We start from the raw sequence: 16,330 nt of genomic DNA, 5'->3' as shown, positions 1-16,330 counted from the left end.
TCGCAACCACTTATCTATGCTAATTAGGATGTAAGTATGAAAGAAGTCGCTTTTCGATGGATCGATAAATACCTTATACATTTAAAAATTACAGAAAAATTTTACTTACTTTTTCTTCTTCCGTTTGCCGCTATTATCTTTGTTAGTGCTATTTTAGTTGATGCCGCCTCTCAACAACGCTTAGAAATAACACAAGAACAACTAAACCTGACCGCGAATATTCTCAAACAACAAAATATTTCTTCTGCTGATGCTGCAACTTTACTGCAAAACAGTGCAATAAAAGTGACAAGTTCATCATCAGATTCTGTATTAGTGAATGGTCAAAATTATAGTTTGCAAGCTGTCACACAGACTGGATTCTTTGATTATTTATCAATAACACAATTAGTTGTAACAGGTATTCTACTCGTTATTATTCTTGCTTCGGTCTACTACATCATGACCTTTATTGGTGGTGCGATGTTTAACATGCAAAAGGCACTACAAAGTTTAGCTGATGGTGATCTCACCAAGCGCTTAAATTTCTTCCCTGTTCGTGATGAATTTAGCCTGATTGCTATCACAATTGATAAAGTCGCAGAACGTGAACAACAGCTAGTACTCGCAACACAACAAGCTGTAGCACTTATGCAACAAATCAGTGTGGATTTACATCGTCGCAGTGATAACAGTGGTGATTTATCGCAATCTCAACAAAGTCATTTAGATTCATTAGCCAGTGCGACTGAAGAAATGGCAAGCTCAATTCGTGAAGTTGCAACTCACGCCCATGAAACATCGTTACAAACTCAAGAAGCACAATCGGTGAGTGAAAATGGTCGTGTAAAAGTAAGCGAAACTAAAAATGCGATTTCAATTCTTTCTAATGAAATTAATTCCGCCGCTCAAGCTGTATCAGCGTTAGATAGCAATGCTGCAAAAATTGATGATGTTGTCACAACCATTAATGGTATTTCAGAACAAACTAACCTACTTGCATTAAACGCGGCAATTGAAGCTGCACGCGCTGGTGAACAAGGCCGTGGGTTTGCCGTGGTTGCTGATGAAGTACGTACCCTTGCAGGGCGCACCCAAAGTGCTACCGTTGAAATTCAACAAATGATTGAATCACTACAACAAAATAGCCAACAACTCATTGCAGTGATGAAAAATACGGTTGATAACGCCATTAACAGTGAACAATTGATGGATTCTGTTGATAACGAAATTGGTCAAATTAATGAACGTAACCAAGGGATTTCTGATCGTAGTTCTGAAATTGCAGCAGCTGCAGAACAACAAGGTGCAGTTGCTGAAAATATAGCGAGCAGCGTAGAACAAGTTCGCACCCAGTCCAGTCTTATAGCACAGATGATCAGTGAATCAAGTAATGAGATTGAACAATTGAGTCTGCAAGCCCAAACGCTTGAACAATTAATGAGTGGCCTAAAAGCCTCATAAGCTGTTCGATTAATTAAATCCCCTTTTATACCGCTATCTTGTTTGTATCCGATAAGATGGCGGCTTTTTCATTTGATTTTATATGCCTAGAGAAAGATAATACGCCCCCACTCGAATTCCATACTGGGCATGTTCATGACAGCTTCTATTTATTTGGTAAAAGGCCGCGAAAAATCACTACGTCATCGTCACCCTTGGGTTTTCTCTCGCGGTATTGATCGCATTGAAGGTAAACCAGGCTTAGGCGAAACCGTCGATATTTACGACAATAAAGGCGAATGGTTAGCAAAAGGCGCTTATTCACCACAATCACAAATTCGCGTTCGCGTATGGAATTTTGAGAAAAACGAAAATATCGACGTTAACTTCTTTATTAAACGTCTTAATCAAGCACAAGGTTTGCGCGATATTTTAGCTGCGCGTGATGGCTTAACTGGTTATCGTTTAATTGCAGCAGAGTCTGATGGTCTACCAGGCATTACTATTGACCGTTACCAAAACTTTTTAGTTTGTCAGTTACTCAGTGCAGGTGCTGAAGCGCAACGTGATGTGCTGATTGAAGCGCTTCAACACTGCTACCCAGAATGCAGCATCTACGAACGTTCTGATGTTTCTGTTCGTAAAAAAGAAGGCTTGAAACAACGTACTGGCGTTCTTCATGGTGAAGAGCCACCTAAATTTGTAATGATTGAAGAAAACGGCGTTAAAATTAACGTTGATATCGTTGGTGGTCATAAAACAGGTTTCTATCTTGACCAACGTGATAGCCGTGAAGCTTCGGTTAAATACGTTAACGGAAAACGTGTACTTAACTGTTTCTGCTACACCGGCGGTTTCGGTCTTTATGCACTGAAGGGTGGCGCAAAAGAGGTGGTTAACGTTGATGTGTCTCAACACGCGCTTGATACTGCATTACAAAATGCACAAGACAACGGCTTCCCTGTTGAAAATGCACAATTCTTAAATGCTGATGTATTTAAACTGCTACGTGAGTACCGTGATCGTGGCGAGTTATTTGATGTTGTGATTATGGATCCACCAAAATTTGCTGAATCTAAATCTCAGCTTGTTGGTGCATGCCGTGGTTACAAAGATATCAATATGTTAGCAATGCAAATTCTTAATCCTGGTGGTACGTTACTGACTTACTCTTGCTCAGGTTTAATGGATAACGGTTTATTCCAAAAAATCATTGCAGATGCGGCACTTGATGCGAAACGTGAAGTTCAGTTTATTGAGCGCTTTAGTCAAGCGGCAGATCATCCATTAGATAGCGCCTACCCTGAGGGTTTCTACCTAAAAGGATTTGCGTGTTACGTTAAGTAATCACCAAATTAGCACTAATTAATACCTAATTTAACGAAAGCCCAATGAACATAATTCATTGGGCTTTTTGTTTTTTATCTGTCTATATGCTTAATTACAAACAGACATTATTTGTCATTGGTATTAATAAAAGAATACAATATGAAAATACCAATAGCGTATTTTGCTATCGACAAATACAAGGAATTAACATGAAACTTCGTACAGCACTTTTAACTCTAGCCGTTTGTGGTGTGAGCTTCTCATCTTTTGCTAACGTTTCGCTTACTCTACCCGACTCAGCTGATCTTGTGCTTGTTAATGGAACAAAAACAGAAGGTAACGGCCCGCTTTCATTAAAAGATGGTGATAATCAAATCGCTTTTCGCTATGAAACTAACTATCGTGAAAACGGTGATACTCATCTTTTCAAATCTGAAGTTGTGATCGTCACATTCGATGGCACAGACGCAAACTACACATTAAATCTGCCTAAAATTCATAGCCAATATGAAGCGAAAGCATTTAACAAGCAGCCAAATGTTGTGATTACAGACAAGCAAAAAAATGATATCGCCATTAAGCAAGATGTATTAATCAAAAATGGCGTTCAAATAGGACGAGATTTTCAGCAAGAAATCGCTAAGTATAATTTAAGCAATGCACCTGCTGCTCTAACCTCTGCAATTTCAGTTTCTGTACCTCAAGTACAACAAGTTGCCGTCGAAAAAAGTGGAAAAGTCGATCAAGCCTACGTATCTAAAATGTTAAATTACTGGTACAAAAAAGCAGACAAGGAAACACAAGAACAATTCAAATCTGCTATTAACAAATAAGTAATTTATAAAATCCAAACTAATCAATAGGATAGACTACAACTTGTAGCTATCCTACATATTGCATTTTAAAACACAACGTAAAAAAAGCATTTCCCCACCACTTCTCCGACCAAAAAAAAGCCCTAAATACTGTTGAAGACTTGCTTTTAATTCAATAAAAGCAACTTTCTTTACATTTTATTTACATCTTTCCGAGAGCATGTCTGAAGATCAGTACATCTCATCGTGCAAATTTAGCTGTCAGCATTATAGTTTTTTTACGGCACTCAAAAAGATTCACACAAGAATAACGGACAAACTGAGTGTTGATTATTTTACTGAAACTAAAAGGATACCTAATGGATAATGGTAAACATGGAACGATGAGGAAAGGGATTTTCACTCTTAGTACTCTAACTATGTCATGCTTATTTGCACTCAACGCACAAGCTGCTGTTGATTGTACTGACCTTTCAGAATGGAAAAGTGACAGCGTTTATACGGGCGGTGATCAAGTTCAACAAGGCGGTGTTGCTTATAAAGCAAATTATTGGACACAAAATAATTCACCGGCAGACAACAACGGTGAGTATTCTCAATGGGTTCAACTCGATCTTTGTTCTGGTGGCGAGCCGCCTATCGACCCACCGGTTGATCCAGTAGAAAATGCAGCACCAACAGCAAGTATCACAGCACCAACAGCGACGGCTGCTATCACAACAGGTGAAACTGTTCTAATCAAAGCAAATGCAACCGACACTGACGGTACCATTGCTAAAGTTGACTTTCTAGTCGACGGACAAGTTGTTGGTTCAACAACGAAAGCACCATACGAGTTTGCATGGACAGCAACAGAAGGTGTACATAGCCTTTCAGCTATGGCTTACGATGATCAAAATGCAGCAAGTAGCCAAGCAAGTGTTAGCGTCGATGTCGCACCAGAAGGACCAGTTAACATAGCACCTACCGTTTCTGTTGCTGTTTCAGCAGCAAGTGTTGAATTAGGTGAAGTTGTTACTATTACTGCTGACGCAGTAGATACTGACGGTACAGTAGAAAAAGTTGATTTCTACGTAAATGGCGCACTGGTTGGCACCGTAGCTACAGCCCCTTATGCTCTTGAATACACAACGGTTCAAGCAGGCAATGCAAAAATTTTTGCTCGTGCAACTGATAACCAGAACAAAACATCTGATTCAGCCGTTAGTTCTGTTGCTATAAATGGTACTGTCGTATCAAATGGTTGTCGTCCTGACGGTTTATACCAAACAGAAGGTGTAAATGTTCCTTACTGTTCTATCTATGATGAAGATGGCCGTGAAATGATGGGTGCTGATCACCCTCGCCGTGTTATTGGTTACTTCACTAGCTGGCGTGCAGGGGATGATCCTCAAAGCAGCTACTTAGTTAACGATATCCCATGGGAACAGTTAACACACATTAACTACGCATTCGTAAGTATTGGTGCTGACGGCAAAGTAAACATCGGTGATATATCAGATCCAAGCAATGCTGCAGTGGGTATGGAATGGGATGGGGTTGAAATTGACCCTGCACTTGGCTTTAAAGGTCATTTCGGTGCACTTGCAACAGCAAAAGCTAAACACGATGTTAAAACATTAATATCTATCGGTGGTTGGGCTGAAACAGGTGGTCACTTTGGCACTGATGGTGGTCGAGCACCAGATGGTGGCTTCTACACAATGACAACAAATGCTGATGGTTCTATTAACCACGCTGGCATTGAGAAATTCGCCACATCTGCCGTTGAAATGCTACGTAAGTACAAGTTCGATGGTCTTGATATTGATTACGAATACCCAACTTCTATGGCGGGTGCAGGTAACCCATACGATAAAGAGTTCATGGAACCACGTCGTCCATACCTATGGGCTTCTTACCAAGAACTGATGAAAGTCCTTCGTGAAAAACTGGATGTTGCTTCTGCTGAAGACGATATTCACTACATGCTAACGATTGCAGCACCATCATCTGGCTACCTACTACGTGGTATGGAAACATTTGATGTAACGAAATACTTAGATTATGTAAACATCATGTCTTACGACTTACACGGTGCTTGGAACGACCACGTTGGTCATAATGCTGCGCTATTCGATACAGGTAAAGATTCAGAATTAGCACAGTGGAACGTATACGGCACAGCAGCATACGGTGGTATTGGTTACCTAAATACTGACTGGGCTTACCACTATTTCCGCGGTTCAATGCCTGCAGGTCGTATCAATATCGGTGTTCCATACTACACTCGTGGCTGGCAAGATGTTAAAGGTGTTGATAACGGTCTATGGGGACGTGCAGCACTTCCTAACCAATCAGAGTGTCAGGCAGGTACTGGTGAAGGCGAGAAGAACAACTGTGGTTACGGTGCTATCGGTATCGACAATATGTGGCACGATCTTGACCCTGATGGTAAAGAAATGGGAGCAGGTTCTAACCCAATGTGGCACGCGAAAAACCTTGAGCAAGGTATCTTCGGTTCGTATACAGCCGCTTATGGTTTAGATCCAGTTAATGATCCACAAGATAAACTTGTTGGTTCGTACACACGTAATTACGATGATGTCGCTGTTGCTCCATGGTTATGGAATGCAGAGAAAAGCGTATTTATCTCAACAGAAGATAAAGCCTCGGTTGGCGTGAAAGCCGACTACGTAATCGATAAAGAAATCGGTGGTATCATGTTCTGGGAGCTTGCAGGCGACTACAACTGTTACTTATTCGATGCAAACGGAAAGCGTACTAACACTATTGATGCAACTGAAAAAGCATGTGCATCTGGTAACGGTGAGTACCACATGGGTAATGCTATGACGAAAGCTATCTACGATAAGTTTAAGTCAGCAACTCCATACGGTAATACTATAGCAACAGGTGCAATCCCAACTCAGGCAATTGATATTGCAGTTAATATTAGTGGCTTTAAAGTTGGTGACCAAAACTACCCTATCAACCCAACTGTAACCTTTACCAATAACACAGGTACTGATTTACCAGGTGGTACTGAATTCCAGTTTGATATTCCAGTGTCTGCACCAGATAACGCAAAAGATCAATCTGGTGGTGGTCTGAAAGTCATCTCTTCTGGCCATACTCGTGGAGATAACATTGGTGGTTTAGACGGAACAATGCACCGTGTAGCCTTTACTCTACCTAAATGGAAAACACTACCAGCAGGTGAAAGCTACGAGCTAGACTTTATTTATTACCTACCAATATCAGGTCCTGCTAACTACTCAGTGAATGTTGATGGTAATGAGTATGCGTTTAAGTTTGAGCAACCAAGCCTACCTATTGGTGATTTAAATGCTGGTGGCGGTGATAATAACGGAGGCGACGATACGGGTGGTAATAATGGCAACTGTAATTCAGATGGCCTAACAACTTACCCTAACTGGCCTCAGACTGATTGGCAAGGTACACCAACTCATGCAGGTAGCGGCGATGAAATCATCCATGATGGTGCTGTCTACAAAGCTAACTGGTGGACGTCATCAGTACCAGGAAGTGACGGTAGCTGGGCTAAGGTTTGTAACCTTTAATCAAACGACGTAAACAGTAATTATAAAAGCAGGTAGTTACTACCTGCTTTTTTATTCACTGAAATCTAGAAAAGCAGACACTTATACAAATACAATCGATTACTTGATTGCTTTTTACACAAAAAATCGCTTTTTCTAAAAAAAAATATTTTTTTTACCTTAGTGTGTATGGGCATATTTTTAATATTTTAAAACAAGTGCTTAGTAACCTATCAACGACTAAATTTAAGAATTAAACATTCCAGCTAAAGCTGATATCTATAAATATAATTAAATGCTGTTCTTTATTATAACTTACTGTTATTTAATATTTAAGTTTTAATATTTATAAAATAAATACCACCCATACTATCCCTGCCAAGCATAGGGTTACATTCACTCTACCTATTAATTCGTTATTTTTATGCTAAAGTTCTACTCTCCAAAAAGCCTCGTAAGCATTGTTTGATGGTAGTACTGACTTAATGAAAAAAGCGATATGTCTAATAATTCTGTTCATGTGTTCTTTGTCATTTCAGACCTCAGCACATGCTCTACATACTGAAAGAAAAAATACTGATATCGTTGTTGATTATGTTTACCAAAAAGCACATTTGAAAAACAAGATTAACTACGACGTATTTAAACAAGCCTTTATTGCGTATAACAAAACTAAAGGCAAAAAAAAATCATTACTAACAATCATTGATTATAGTAAACCATCAACACAAAAAAGATTTTACGTAATTGATTTAAAACAAAATAAATTACTTTACAAGACATACGTATCACATGGTATGAATAGCGGCCTGCTTAAAGCTGATAAGTTTTCTAATCAAGTTGATTCGCACAAAACATCACTGGGTACATTTTTAACCGAATCGACTTATTTAGGTGGAAATGGTTATTCTCTTAAACTAAGTGGTTTAACCCGTGGTAAAAATGACAACGCGCTAAAACGCTATATTGTTATTCATGGCGCAAAGTATGTTTCTGAAAAGTTTATTAAACGTAATGGCTATTTAGGTCGTAGCTGGGGTTGCCCAGCCCTACCTGAAGCAATTGCAAAGAAAATTATTGATACTATCAAAGGCGGTAGTGTTATTTTTGCTTACGCTTAATTTATTTATTAAAACAGGCTGTTAGTATTTAGCTAAAATAAGTTAAATGCTAACAGCTTTTTTTTATCTCTATTTTTTATCAGCCCTTTCATTCCAGCCCATCCGTTAAGTTGTGATTTACTTTGTAATGTTAGAATTGTTTTAATTTTTCGAGGTTTATTATGAAAAAGGCACTTGTTATTATTGATTTTATTAATGACATTGTTGATCTTAATGGGAAGATTCCTAGTTGTGCTCAACAAGTTATTGATAATAATACAATTGAAAATGCAAACCGCTCAATTCTATGGGCACAGAGCCAACACATTCCTTGTATTTATATCAAAGTAGGTTTTCATAATAATTTTCTCGATCTCCCCCTACACTCACCAATGTTTGGTAAAGCACAATCTATCAACGCATTAAACTTGAACGATTGGGGAACACAATTTCATCAAAATCTACTTATAGGTAAAGACGATATTGTGATCAATAAACCAAGAGTCAATCCTTTCCATAACACACAATTAGATAGCATATTAAGTGCAAATAAGATCACTGATATTTACTTTTGTGGGGTAAGTACAACATGGGCGATTCAATCAGCGGCCAGAGATGCCCATGATCGAGATTATCAGGTGCATATAATTGCTGATGCATGTACAGCTGCAACAGAAGAAGAACACAATACCTCACTCACAACATTGTCCCGTATTGCAACAATACACCAATCGACAGATGTAAAATAAAAGGGATGAGGGTTTTATACTTGTAGGATGGCTGAAGTAAATAACCGCATAATCATATTTATACCAAAAGGAGATTATGCGGTTCATCTTATGATTTAGATATCATCTTCCCAAGGCATATCAGGAAGCTCTGTTAAGTTTTCGCTATAACGCTTTAGATCAAATTTACCATCGTTTTTCATTACATCGAAAACTTCAATAGATAATGCGCACGCTATCATTTGAATAGCTTCATCACGGGGTGTGCCTGTCATTACAAGACGCATCAGCGTCTCTTTAACAACTAATGGCTCGCCGTCAGCAAGTTGATTCTCAACCGTCTCAACAAGCATATCGCCTGTCATGATATCTTCGTTTTCCATTTATATCAGCCTATCTAAAATTTGAACTTATTCTAGCTTAACTCGCTAGGTAATAGCCAACCTAGACCTGTATGCTAAGCAATTTAACTATTGACCTTAAGCAATGATAACAACGCAGGTGTTGCCTCTTTCATTGATGTAAACGAATGCTGTGCGTGAGCGGGTAATTTCATATTGTGACTATTTACAAAGACCACATGAATATTAGCACTCATTGCTGACATTAACCCAGTACGACTATCTTCGACAGCAACCGCCTTTTCAGGCAGCACGTCCATTGTTTTACAGGCTTTTAAATATACGTCTGGCGCAGGCTTATTTTTAGCCACTTCATACCCACTAAATACATGTTCAAAGAGTGATAACCAGCCATGTTGCGCTAAAACACCTTCTACGTAATCTTTTGGAGCTCCAGTGACGACTGCCATCGGCACTTTACCCGATAAGATTTTGAGCAATTCATCCACGCCAGGCATCGGTGGTATACCTTTTTCAATGATCATCATCTCTGTTAAAGCTTCCACCTCTTCAATCATTACCGTTTCTGTTATCAGTATATTGTATTGAGAGATAAAGTGTTCTGCGATCTGAGGCCAAGTAACACCAGCGAACTGAGACATGAACGTATCAGTACTTAATTCAACACCATGGCTAGCTAAATACTGACTCCAATTCACAGCATGAAAGCGCTCAGAGTCAACGAGTGTTCCATCAAAATCAAAAAAAATCGTTTGCATGTACTACCTGAAAAATACTAAAAACGCCTACTTTATAGCACGGCTATGATTATCCATGTAGCTTGGTGATTAAACATATGCAGGTATCGTACAAATTTTATTCTGTTCAAGTAATCTCATTGCCTGTTTAATTTCAACGGCAGGGCTAAAATAAAAACCTTGAATATAATGGCAGCCTATTTTTTATAAAATACGGACTTGAGCTTCAGATTCAACACCTTCAGCGACAACATCTAGGTTTAGCTTTCAACTCATTTCCATAACGAGAGAAAATAAAAAAGGAGTAACTAAACTCCTTTTGCATGAATTAACGTGAAATATCTAATTGATTTCCAGTAACACCGTTAGTTCGGAACCAACCTGCAATACTAAATCGACGCTGTGTTGCAGGCAGTACTTCATGAGGGAACATTTCAGATAAGAACACAACTAAACGCCCAGCTTTTGGATCTAATGTTGCTAATTCATTATCATCTAAATCATACATTTTTAGACGACCACCATGCTCTGGTTGCCAATCATCATTAAGGTAAAATACCGTTGTTAATTTACGATTTTCTTGACCGCGAAAACAATCTAAATGCTTTTGATAGAAATCACCTTGCTCATATTTCGCAAAATGTGCTTCATATTCAAATAAACCAAGGAAAAAGTGGCGATTCACCTCTAGGCGAATTTCATTCATTCGTTTTAAATAATTCACAACAGGCTCTCCCATTTCAGCCGAGAGCCATTGAATTTTATCACTTCGAATAGATTTTTGGGTGGTGTATTCATCATTTCGACCAATACCCGCTTGGCTCCAATCATCGGGAATACAAGCTTTAAGTGCTTTGACCTCATCCTGAGCTAAAAAGTCATCCCAGACAAACCAACCTTGCGTGAATAAAGCATCAATAAGTTTGTCGTAATTCATATTCGTTCCAATCGCAATAAAAAATGATTTATATCGCCTGTTGATGTTTAGAACAAATCATAAAATTTATACTCAAATGCAATTTTTCTACTAGTATGACGTTTTGTTACACCATTAATAAAAACAACATTTATGATTAAAATAGATGGTATTGTGTTTGTCGGTTTTTACTTAACTTATCAATCGAATCTACCCCGTAGAAGTGTTCAATCCATGCCATATTACTTCTAGGAAATTCTGTTTTAATGGCTTTTTTGATGTGTTTTTTCAATACGCTAGATTCAGTTATAATATTTTTATCCATATAACCAAACTGTTTAAACACATAGTCTGTTGATGAATGTTTCAATACTTTAAAACCACGATCTTTTTTAAAAGTCAGTACTTCAAATGCATCTCCAATCTGCATCAACTTTAAAAATCGTTCACAACCAGATTCAACCTGAGAAATATGTAACTTTGACATAGCAACCTCTTAATCAAGTAAATCTGTTTTCGCTAACAGCTTACAAAAGTGAGCTTTTATTAGTACTTCACTAATAAAAATCACTGTCAGCGTTTCATCTTTCACTGTAAAAGCTACTCTAAATGCTATATCTGATTTCACGATAATCTTATATTCTAGAACTCGCAATTTAGAAAAAAAAGCGTGAGGTACAGATTTAATTTTACCATTATGTAACGTAAGTAAGAGCGGTAATAGTTCACGAAGATCGCACATAATCGTTTCTTCGTAACAGGCATTTTGGTGAAAAAACTTACGTAAGTGTCGGTTGTTATCTAAACAAATATTCATGCTTCTTTCTATTTTATATAATAATCAAAAAGCATACGCTACTGACTATGAGATAGAAATATAAATATTTTTAAGGAAGGGTTAAGTGATCATTAATCTCTAAATCCTCAATGATAGCCCTCAAGATAGGGCGTACCATTACGTTTTCATTTTTGTTCTATGTTATTTAGCTGCTACACGCAGATTATTTTTATTATCTCTATTTTGGCGAATATGCTCATCACTTTGAACAATATTCTCCTGCTTTGCTAGGCGATCATACAGCACAACATTGACTGAAGCGGCTAAATTCATACACCCTACAGTAGGTACATAAACAACATGATCGGCTTTATCTGCAACATCTTGTGCAATTGAGCCATCCTCAGGACCAAAAATGTAAATTGCTTTTTCTGGATGCGTAAAATGAGGAAGTAATGTTGCGCCTTCTGCAAAATCGACACACACAACTTTCATATCTTCAGGTAGATCATCAAGCATTGATTCTACGCCAGACAAAGGGATTGTCTGCAGCATTTGTTTCGTATCAGTTTGAAACTTTGCCGCTTTATCATAACGGGTTCCTGTATATATAACCGCATCCGCCTGATAACACCCAGCAGCTCTAAGTACCGCTCCAACATTTGTAGGGCTTTTAGGATTACTTAATCCAATAATGACTGACGTATCTTTCATTTTTTCCTGTGTACCTTTAATTACCTTAACAGCTTAAATCAAATTCATTAGTTAATAAAAAAGCCGTAAAAACTAATTTTACGGCTTAAAAAGGGATAAGAATAGTGGTTATTTACCTAAGCAAGTATCTCCTGCTCTTGCTGGAGCAATTGTCTTTAATACAGCATTTAATTGTTTCCAATCACTTGCCATTTTATCCGCTTGCTTCTGAGTTAATACAGATCCATTAGCTTTAATGCGGTCATCTTCTACTTTTGTATAATGGAAAATAGTCATATCCACTTCTGGATCAGCTTTGTAAGCACTCTCCATATTTACAACATTCTTTTGACTATCATCTACGAACACGATCTCATCATATTTTTGATTTGTTTTATCAAGAACGTATTTAAGCATCGTGCCTTTATTCATACCAGTTGTCATCATAATGCCATTGATATAACTAAGAGGTCGGTCGAGCTTATCAATATAAACAGGAGCTTTATCTGCCCCTTTTTCTTTCAAAGGAGAGACAGTCATATCATAGTGGTTACGATACATTTCTCTTTCAGTAGCATAACGGTAATTAGGCGAGCGGGATGTTAGCGCAATGACAGTTAGCCCTTTGTCTTGCCAACCACGAACAGTTGAAGGTACCTTCTCTTCAATAGCTTTCATAGGCAAAAGTTCGTAGAGCATACCGATTGAATCTTCAAAAAGACAATCAACTTTCTCATCCTTAGTTGGTTTTACGGCAAGCTTTCCTCTTTGCCATTGATACCATATATCACCACCAATATCAGAGGTTGACGTCAACAACGTGTTATCAATATCGATAACAATCAGAGGATTTTCTCCTTTCGACGTTAGCTCATCTACCTTAACAGCAACATCTTGGAATTTGTCTGTATCTTTTACGACCACATCAGCAAATGTATTTGTTGAAAAAGAAAATATGCATAGAGCAGCTAACGTTTTTAGATTCATCATCTTTCCTTAATTGTGACATATGAAACAGTCTAAAGTACTGACAAGATCAGCTACTGATCTTGAACAGTTCAATTTATGAAAATTTAAGGAAAGAATTATCGTTAATTTTTGATCAACTAAACACCTCACAGATCACACATATATATACATAAACATTGCATTTCTTTTACATATGAGGTGAATATCACTTTATGGCAAATATTTCATTTTTATTGGATATTATTTTTACAATAAAGAATGTTCATATTTACCTAATTTTAAAATTATAAGGACATTATATTGCGTTGAGATGACTATATTTAGAAAGTTCAATAGATAAAAAAGGGCTGTAATAAATTAAAAAAGATAAATAACGCCCAGAATGATCCGAGCGCCTTTATTTGACTCATTAGAAATATTTCAAGTCGTTAGTCTACTTGTTCTTGCTCTGCAATACGCGCACGACGAAGCGCTGCTTCTTCCATTACCGCATTAATTTCAGCCATCACGCTATCAATATCTGCGTCGGCATCACTTTCAACGTAAATACCCGTTAGTTCAGTCTTAGGCTTTAATGTTCCTGCTTCAAATAATGCCCACATTTCTTTTGCGTATTGTGTATCAAGCAACTCAGGTACATATTGGCCATAATAGCTAGCCATATTTTTAACATCACGCTCAAGCATCCATTTGGCGTTATTGTTGGCTGAAGCATCTACTGCTTGCGGTAAATCGATAATAACAGGGCCATTAGCATCCACTAACACATTAAACTCAGATAGATCACCATGAATAAGACCGATGCATAGCATACGTTTAACGTAGTTAATCATTAGCTCATGGTGGTGTAGTGCTTGATCTTTAGTTAGCGTGATATCATTGAGTCGAGGTGCAACATTGCCATTTGCATCGGTGATCAGCTCCATCAATAATACGCCATCAAAACAGCCATAAGGAACAGGGGCTCGTATATCAGCTTTGGCTAACAACGACAGCGCATCAACTTCTGCTTGCTGCCACACTTTTTCTTGCTCATCACGACCAAACTTAGAACCTTTTTCCATAGCTCGTGCGCGACGGCTATTACGTACCTTTCGCCCTTCACGGTAGGAGACCGCTTTTTTAAAGCTTCGTTGATCTATTTCTTTATAAACTTTAGCGCAACAGATTTTTCCACCACTGCGAACAACATATACGGAAGCTTCTTTGCCACTCATCAATTGTGATAAAACATCATCAATAAGGCCATCCTCTACGAGGGGTTGTAATCGTGGGGGTATCTTCATTGCACCTACATTAATTAATTACAGAGTAAAGTGTTAAATTTTGTCGCATTATCACTTGCTTTGAGTTTTTAACAAGTATTGAAATCAATTTATTCTTATTCTCTTCAAAATGATTTAATTTCTCAGTATGACCTTATCGTATTTCAGAACGATGTTAATTTATCTTTTAATATATAACCGCACCAACGATTGAAGAATGTCATACTGAACCACCAAAAGAAGTTACTTGCCCTGACGGCACTATAGCCGAAAACTATGGTAGCTGCACTGTAATACAAGCTATTTTTGTTAGCCATGATGGCAACGTTAATAATAACGGATCATCCACTCTATCTTATAACACCCTAAAGAAAGCTTTATCTTAAGCGGAAGCAGGAAGCATTATTGAACTGGCAAAAGGTCGCTATAAAACTGCAGTTTTTAGAAATGGTCTTAACAGAGTAGAACAGGAAAACGACCAGAAAAAGGACAGGGCTAAGTTTATGATTAGACTAGAAACAACAAAGCCCCAGTGTGAGCTGAGGCTTTATCGTTTTTACTGGTGCCCGAGGACGGACTTGAACCGTCACTCCCGAAGGAAACGGATTTTGAATCCGTCGTGTATACCAATTTCACCACTCGGGCTTATTTTTAGATAATGGAGGCGCGTCCCGGAGTCGAACCGAGGTACACGGATTTGCAATCCGCTGCATAGCCACTCTGCTAACGCGCCATTTTTACTTATCAAATAGATGGTGCCCCGGGCCGGACTTGAACCGGCACAGCGCGAACGCCGAGGGATTTTAAATCCCTTGTGTCTACCAATTCCACCACCAGGGCACGCAATTTCTTGCGATGATTAGACACCATCTGTGACTACCGCTTTCGCCATAATCTTTAATTTGGAGCGACACATCGGGTTCGAACCGATGACCTCAACCTTGGCAAGGTTGCGCTCTACCAGCTGAGCTAGTGTCGCATAGATTCTCATAAGAGAATGGAGGCGCGTCCCGGAGTCGAACCGAGGTTCACGGATTTGCAATCCGCTGCATAGCCACTCTGCCAACGCGCCATTTTTACTTCTCAATTAGATGGTGCCCCGGGCCGGACTTGAACCGGCACAGCGCGAACGCCGAGGGATTTTAAATCCCTTGTGTCTACCAATTCCACCACCAGGGCACGCAATTTCTTGCGATGGTTAGACACCATCTGTGATTACCGCTTTCGCCATAATCTTTAATTTGGAGCGACACATCGGGTTCGAACCGATGACCTCAACCTTGGCAAGGTTGCGCTCTACCAGCTGAGCTAGTGTCGCATAGATTCTCATAAGAGAATGGAGGCGCGTCCCGGAGTCGAACCGAGGTCCACGGATTTGCAATCCGCTGCATAGCCACTCTGCCAACGCGCCATTTTTACTTCTCAATTAGATGGTGCCCCGGGCCGGACTTGAACCGGCACAGCGCGAACGCCGAGGGATTTTAAATCCCTTGTGTCTACCAATTCCACCACCAGGGCACGCAATTTCTTGCGATGGTTAGACACCATCTGTGATTACCGCTTTCGCCATAATCTTTAATTTGGAGCGACACATCGGGTTCGAACCGATGACCTCAACCTTGGCAAGGTTGCGCTCTACCAGCTGAGCTAGTGTCGCATAGATTCTCATAAGAG

General features: G+C 38.9%; 14 protein-coding genes and 10 tRNA genes. 6 read left to right on the top strand and 18 right to left on the bottom strand.

What is annotated here, in order from left to right; translation table 11 throughout:
- Window positions 1-36: 36 nt before the first annotated feature.
- The 6 genes from SKA34_RS10010 to SKA34_RS09985 all read left to right on the top strand — a co-directional run bounded on the left by SKA34_RS10010 (window position 37) and on the right by SKA34_RS09985 (window position 8,957).
- Window positions 37-1,443: a methyl-accepting chemotaxis protein gene (locus tag SKA34_RS10010; RefSeq protein ID WP_006645400.1), complete on the top strand. Its 1,407-nt coding sequence runs from the start codon at window positions 37-39 to the stop codon at window positions 1,441-1,443.
- A gap of 135 nt (window positions 1,444-1,578) precedes the next feature.
- Window positions 1,579-2,769: a class I SAM-dependent methyltransferase gene (locus SKA34_RS10005; protein WP_006645399.1), complete on the top strand. Its 1,191-nt coding sequence runs from the start codon at window positions 1,579-1,581 to the stop codon at window positions 2,767-2,769.
- A 191-nt stretch (window positions 2,770-2,960) separates the two neighbouring features.
- Window positions 2,961-3,584 carry a DUF2057 domain-containing protein gene (locus tag SKA34_RS10000; protein ID WP_006645398.1) on the top strand — a complete coding sequence of 208 codons (624 nt, stop codon included), beginning with the start codon at window positions 2,961-2,963 and terminating at the stop codon, window positions 3,582-3,584.
- A gap of 341 nt (window positions 3,585-3,925) precedes the next feature.
- Window positions 3,926-7,129, top strand: coding sequence for a glycosyl hydrolase family 18 protein (locus SKA34_RS09995; protein WP_006645397.1), 3,204 nt, complete (start codon window positions 3,926-3,928; stop codon window positions 7,127-7,129).
- A gap of 464 nt (window positions 7,130-7,593) precedes the next feature.
- The gene (locus tag SKA34_RS09990; RefSeq protein ID WP_369750679.1) at window positions 7,594-8,229 is read left to right on the top strand and encodes a murein L,D-transpeptidase catalytic domain family protein; all 636 of its coding nucleotides are present in this window, start codon (window positions 7,594-7,596) and stop codon (window positions 8,227-8,229) included.
- A 161-nt stretch (window positions 8,230-8,390) separates the two neighbouring features.
- Window positions 8,391-8,957, top strand: a complete 567-nt coding sequence (locus tag SKA34_RS09985; protein WP_006645395.1) for an isochorismatase family cysteine hydrolase — start codon at window positions 8,391-8,393, stop codon at window positions 8,955-8,957.
- Window positions 8,958-9,052: 95 nt separating this feature from the next.
- On the opposite strand, the gene SKA34_RS09980 is transcribed toward SKA34_RS09985, so the two are convergent.
- The 18 genes from SKA34_RS09980 to SKA34_RS09895 all read right to left on the bottom strand — a co-directional run bounded on the left by SKA34_RS09980 (window position 9,053) and on the right by SKA34_RS09895 (window position 16,313).
- Window positions 9,053-9,319, bottom strand: a complete 267-nt coding sequence (locus tag SKA34_RS09980; RefSeq protein WP_006645394.1) for a hypothetical protein — start codon at window positions 9,317-9,319, stop codon at window positions 9,053-9,055.
- Between the two features lie 83 nt (window positions 9,320-9,402).
- Window positions 9,403-10,056: an HAD family phosphatase gene (locus SKA34_RS09975; RefSeq protein WP_006645393.1), complete on the bottom strand. Its 654-nt coding sequence runs from the start codon at window positions 10,054-10,056 to the stop codon at window positions 9,403-9,405.
- Between the two features lie 307 nt (window positions 10,057-10,363).
- A complete protein-coding gene (locus SKA34_RS09970; RefSeq protein WP_006645392.1) occupies window positions 10,364-10,972 on the bottom strand; it encodes a 2OG-Fe(II) oxygenase in 609 nt (202 codons plus the stop codon).
- 136 nt (window positions 10,973-11,108) lie between these two features.
- Window positions 11,109-11,438: a hypothetical protein gene (locus SKA34_RS09965; RefSeq protein WP_006645391.1), complete on the bottom strand. Its 330-nt coding sequence runs from the start codon at window positions 11,436-11,438 to the stop codon at window positions 11,109-11,111.
- A gap of 9 nt (window positions 11,439-11,447) precedes the next feature.
- Window positions 11,448-11,768 (bottom strand): hypothetical protein, encoded by a 321-nt coding sequence (locus tag SKA34_RS09960; protein ID WP_006645390.1) that lies wholly within the window; start codon window positions 11,766-11,768, stop codon window positions 11,448-11,450.
- A 162-nt stretch (window positions 11,769-11,930) separates the two neighbouring features.
- On the bottom strand, window positions 11,931-12,443 hold the full coding sequence (locus SKA34_RS09955; protein WP_006645389.1) for an RNA methyltransferase: 513 nt from the start codon (window positions 12,441-12,443) through the stop codon (window positions 11,931-11,933).
- Window positions 12,444-12,551: 108 nt separating this feature from the next.
- Window positions 12,552-13,409 (bottom strand): DUF2608 domain-containing protein, encoded by an 858-nt coding sequence (locus SKA34_RS09950; protein ID WP_006645388.1) that lies wholly within the window; start codon window positions 13,407-13,409, stop codon window positions 12,552-12,554.
- Window positions 13,410-13,819: 410 nt separating this feature from the next.
- Window positions 13,820-14,677, bottom strand: coding sequence for a PA4780 family RIO1-like protein kinase (locus SKA34_RS09945; protein ID WP_006645387.1), 858 nt, complete (start codon window positions 14,675-14,677; stop codon window positions 13,820-13,822).
- Window positions 14,678-15,216: 539 nt separating this feature from the next.
- Window positions 15,217-15,301, bottom strand: a tRNA-Leu gene (locus SKA34_RS09940).
- Window positions 15,302-15,315: 14 nt separating this feature from the next.
- Window positions 15,316-15,389 (bottom strand) — tRNA-Cys (locus SKA34_RS09935).
- Between the two features lie 20 nt (window positions 15,390-15,409).
- A tRNA-Leu gene (locus SKA34_RS09930) sits at window positions 15,410-15,496 on the bottom strand.
- Window positions 15,497-15,559: 63 nt separating this feature from the next.
- Window positions 15,560-15,635 (bottom strand) — tRNA-Gly (locus tag SKA34_RS09925).
- 19 nt (window positions 15,636-15,654) lie between these two features.
- Window positions 15,655-15,728, bottom strand: a tRNA-Cys gene (locus SKA34_RS09920).
- Between the two features lie 20 nt (window positions 15,729-15,748).
- Window positions 15,749-15,835, bottom strand: a tRNA-Leu gene (locus SKA34_RS09915).
- A 63-nt stretch (window positions 15,836-15,898) separates the two neighbouring features.
- Window positions 15,899-15,974: transfer RNA gene (locus SKA34_RS09910), tRNA-Gly, on the bottom strand.
- A 19-nt stretch (window positions 15,975-15,993) separates the two neighbouring features.
- Window positions 15,994-16,067: transfer RNA gene (locus tag SKA34_RS09905), tRNA-Cys, on the bottom strand.
- A gap of 20 nt (window positions 16,068-16,087) precedes the next feature.
- A tRNA-Leu gene (locus SKA34_RS09900) sits at window positions 16,088-16,174 on the bottom strand.
- A 63-nt stretch (window positions 16,175-16,237) separates the two neighbouring features.
- Window positions 16,238-16,313 (bottom strand) — tRNA-Gly (locus tag SKA34_RS09895).
- Window positions 16,314-16,330: the final 17 nt, after the last annotated feature.

The sequence above is a fragment of the Photobacterium sp. SKA34 genome (assembly GCF_000153325.1).
Lineage (GTDB): Bacteria > Pseudomonadota > Gammaproteobacteria > Enterobacterales > Vibrionaceae > Photobacterium.
This window is presented reverse-complemented; position numbering and strand designations above follow the sequence as displayed.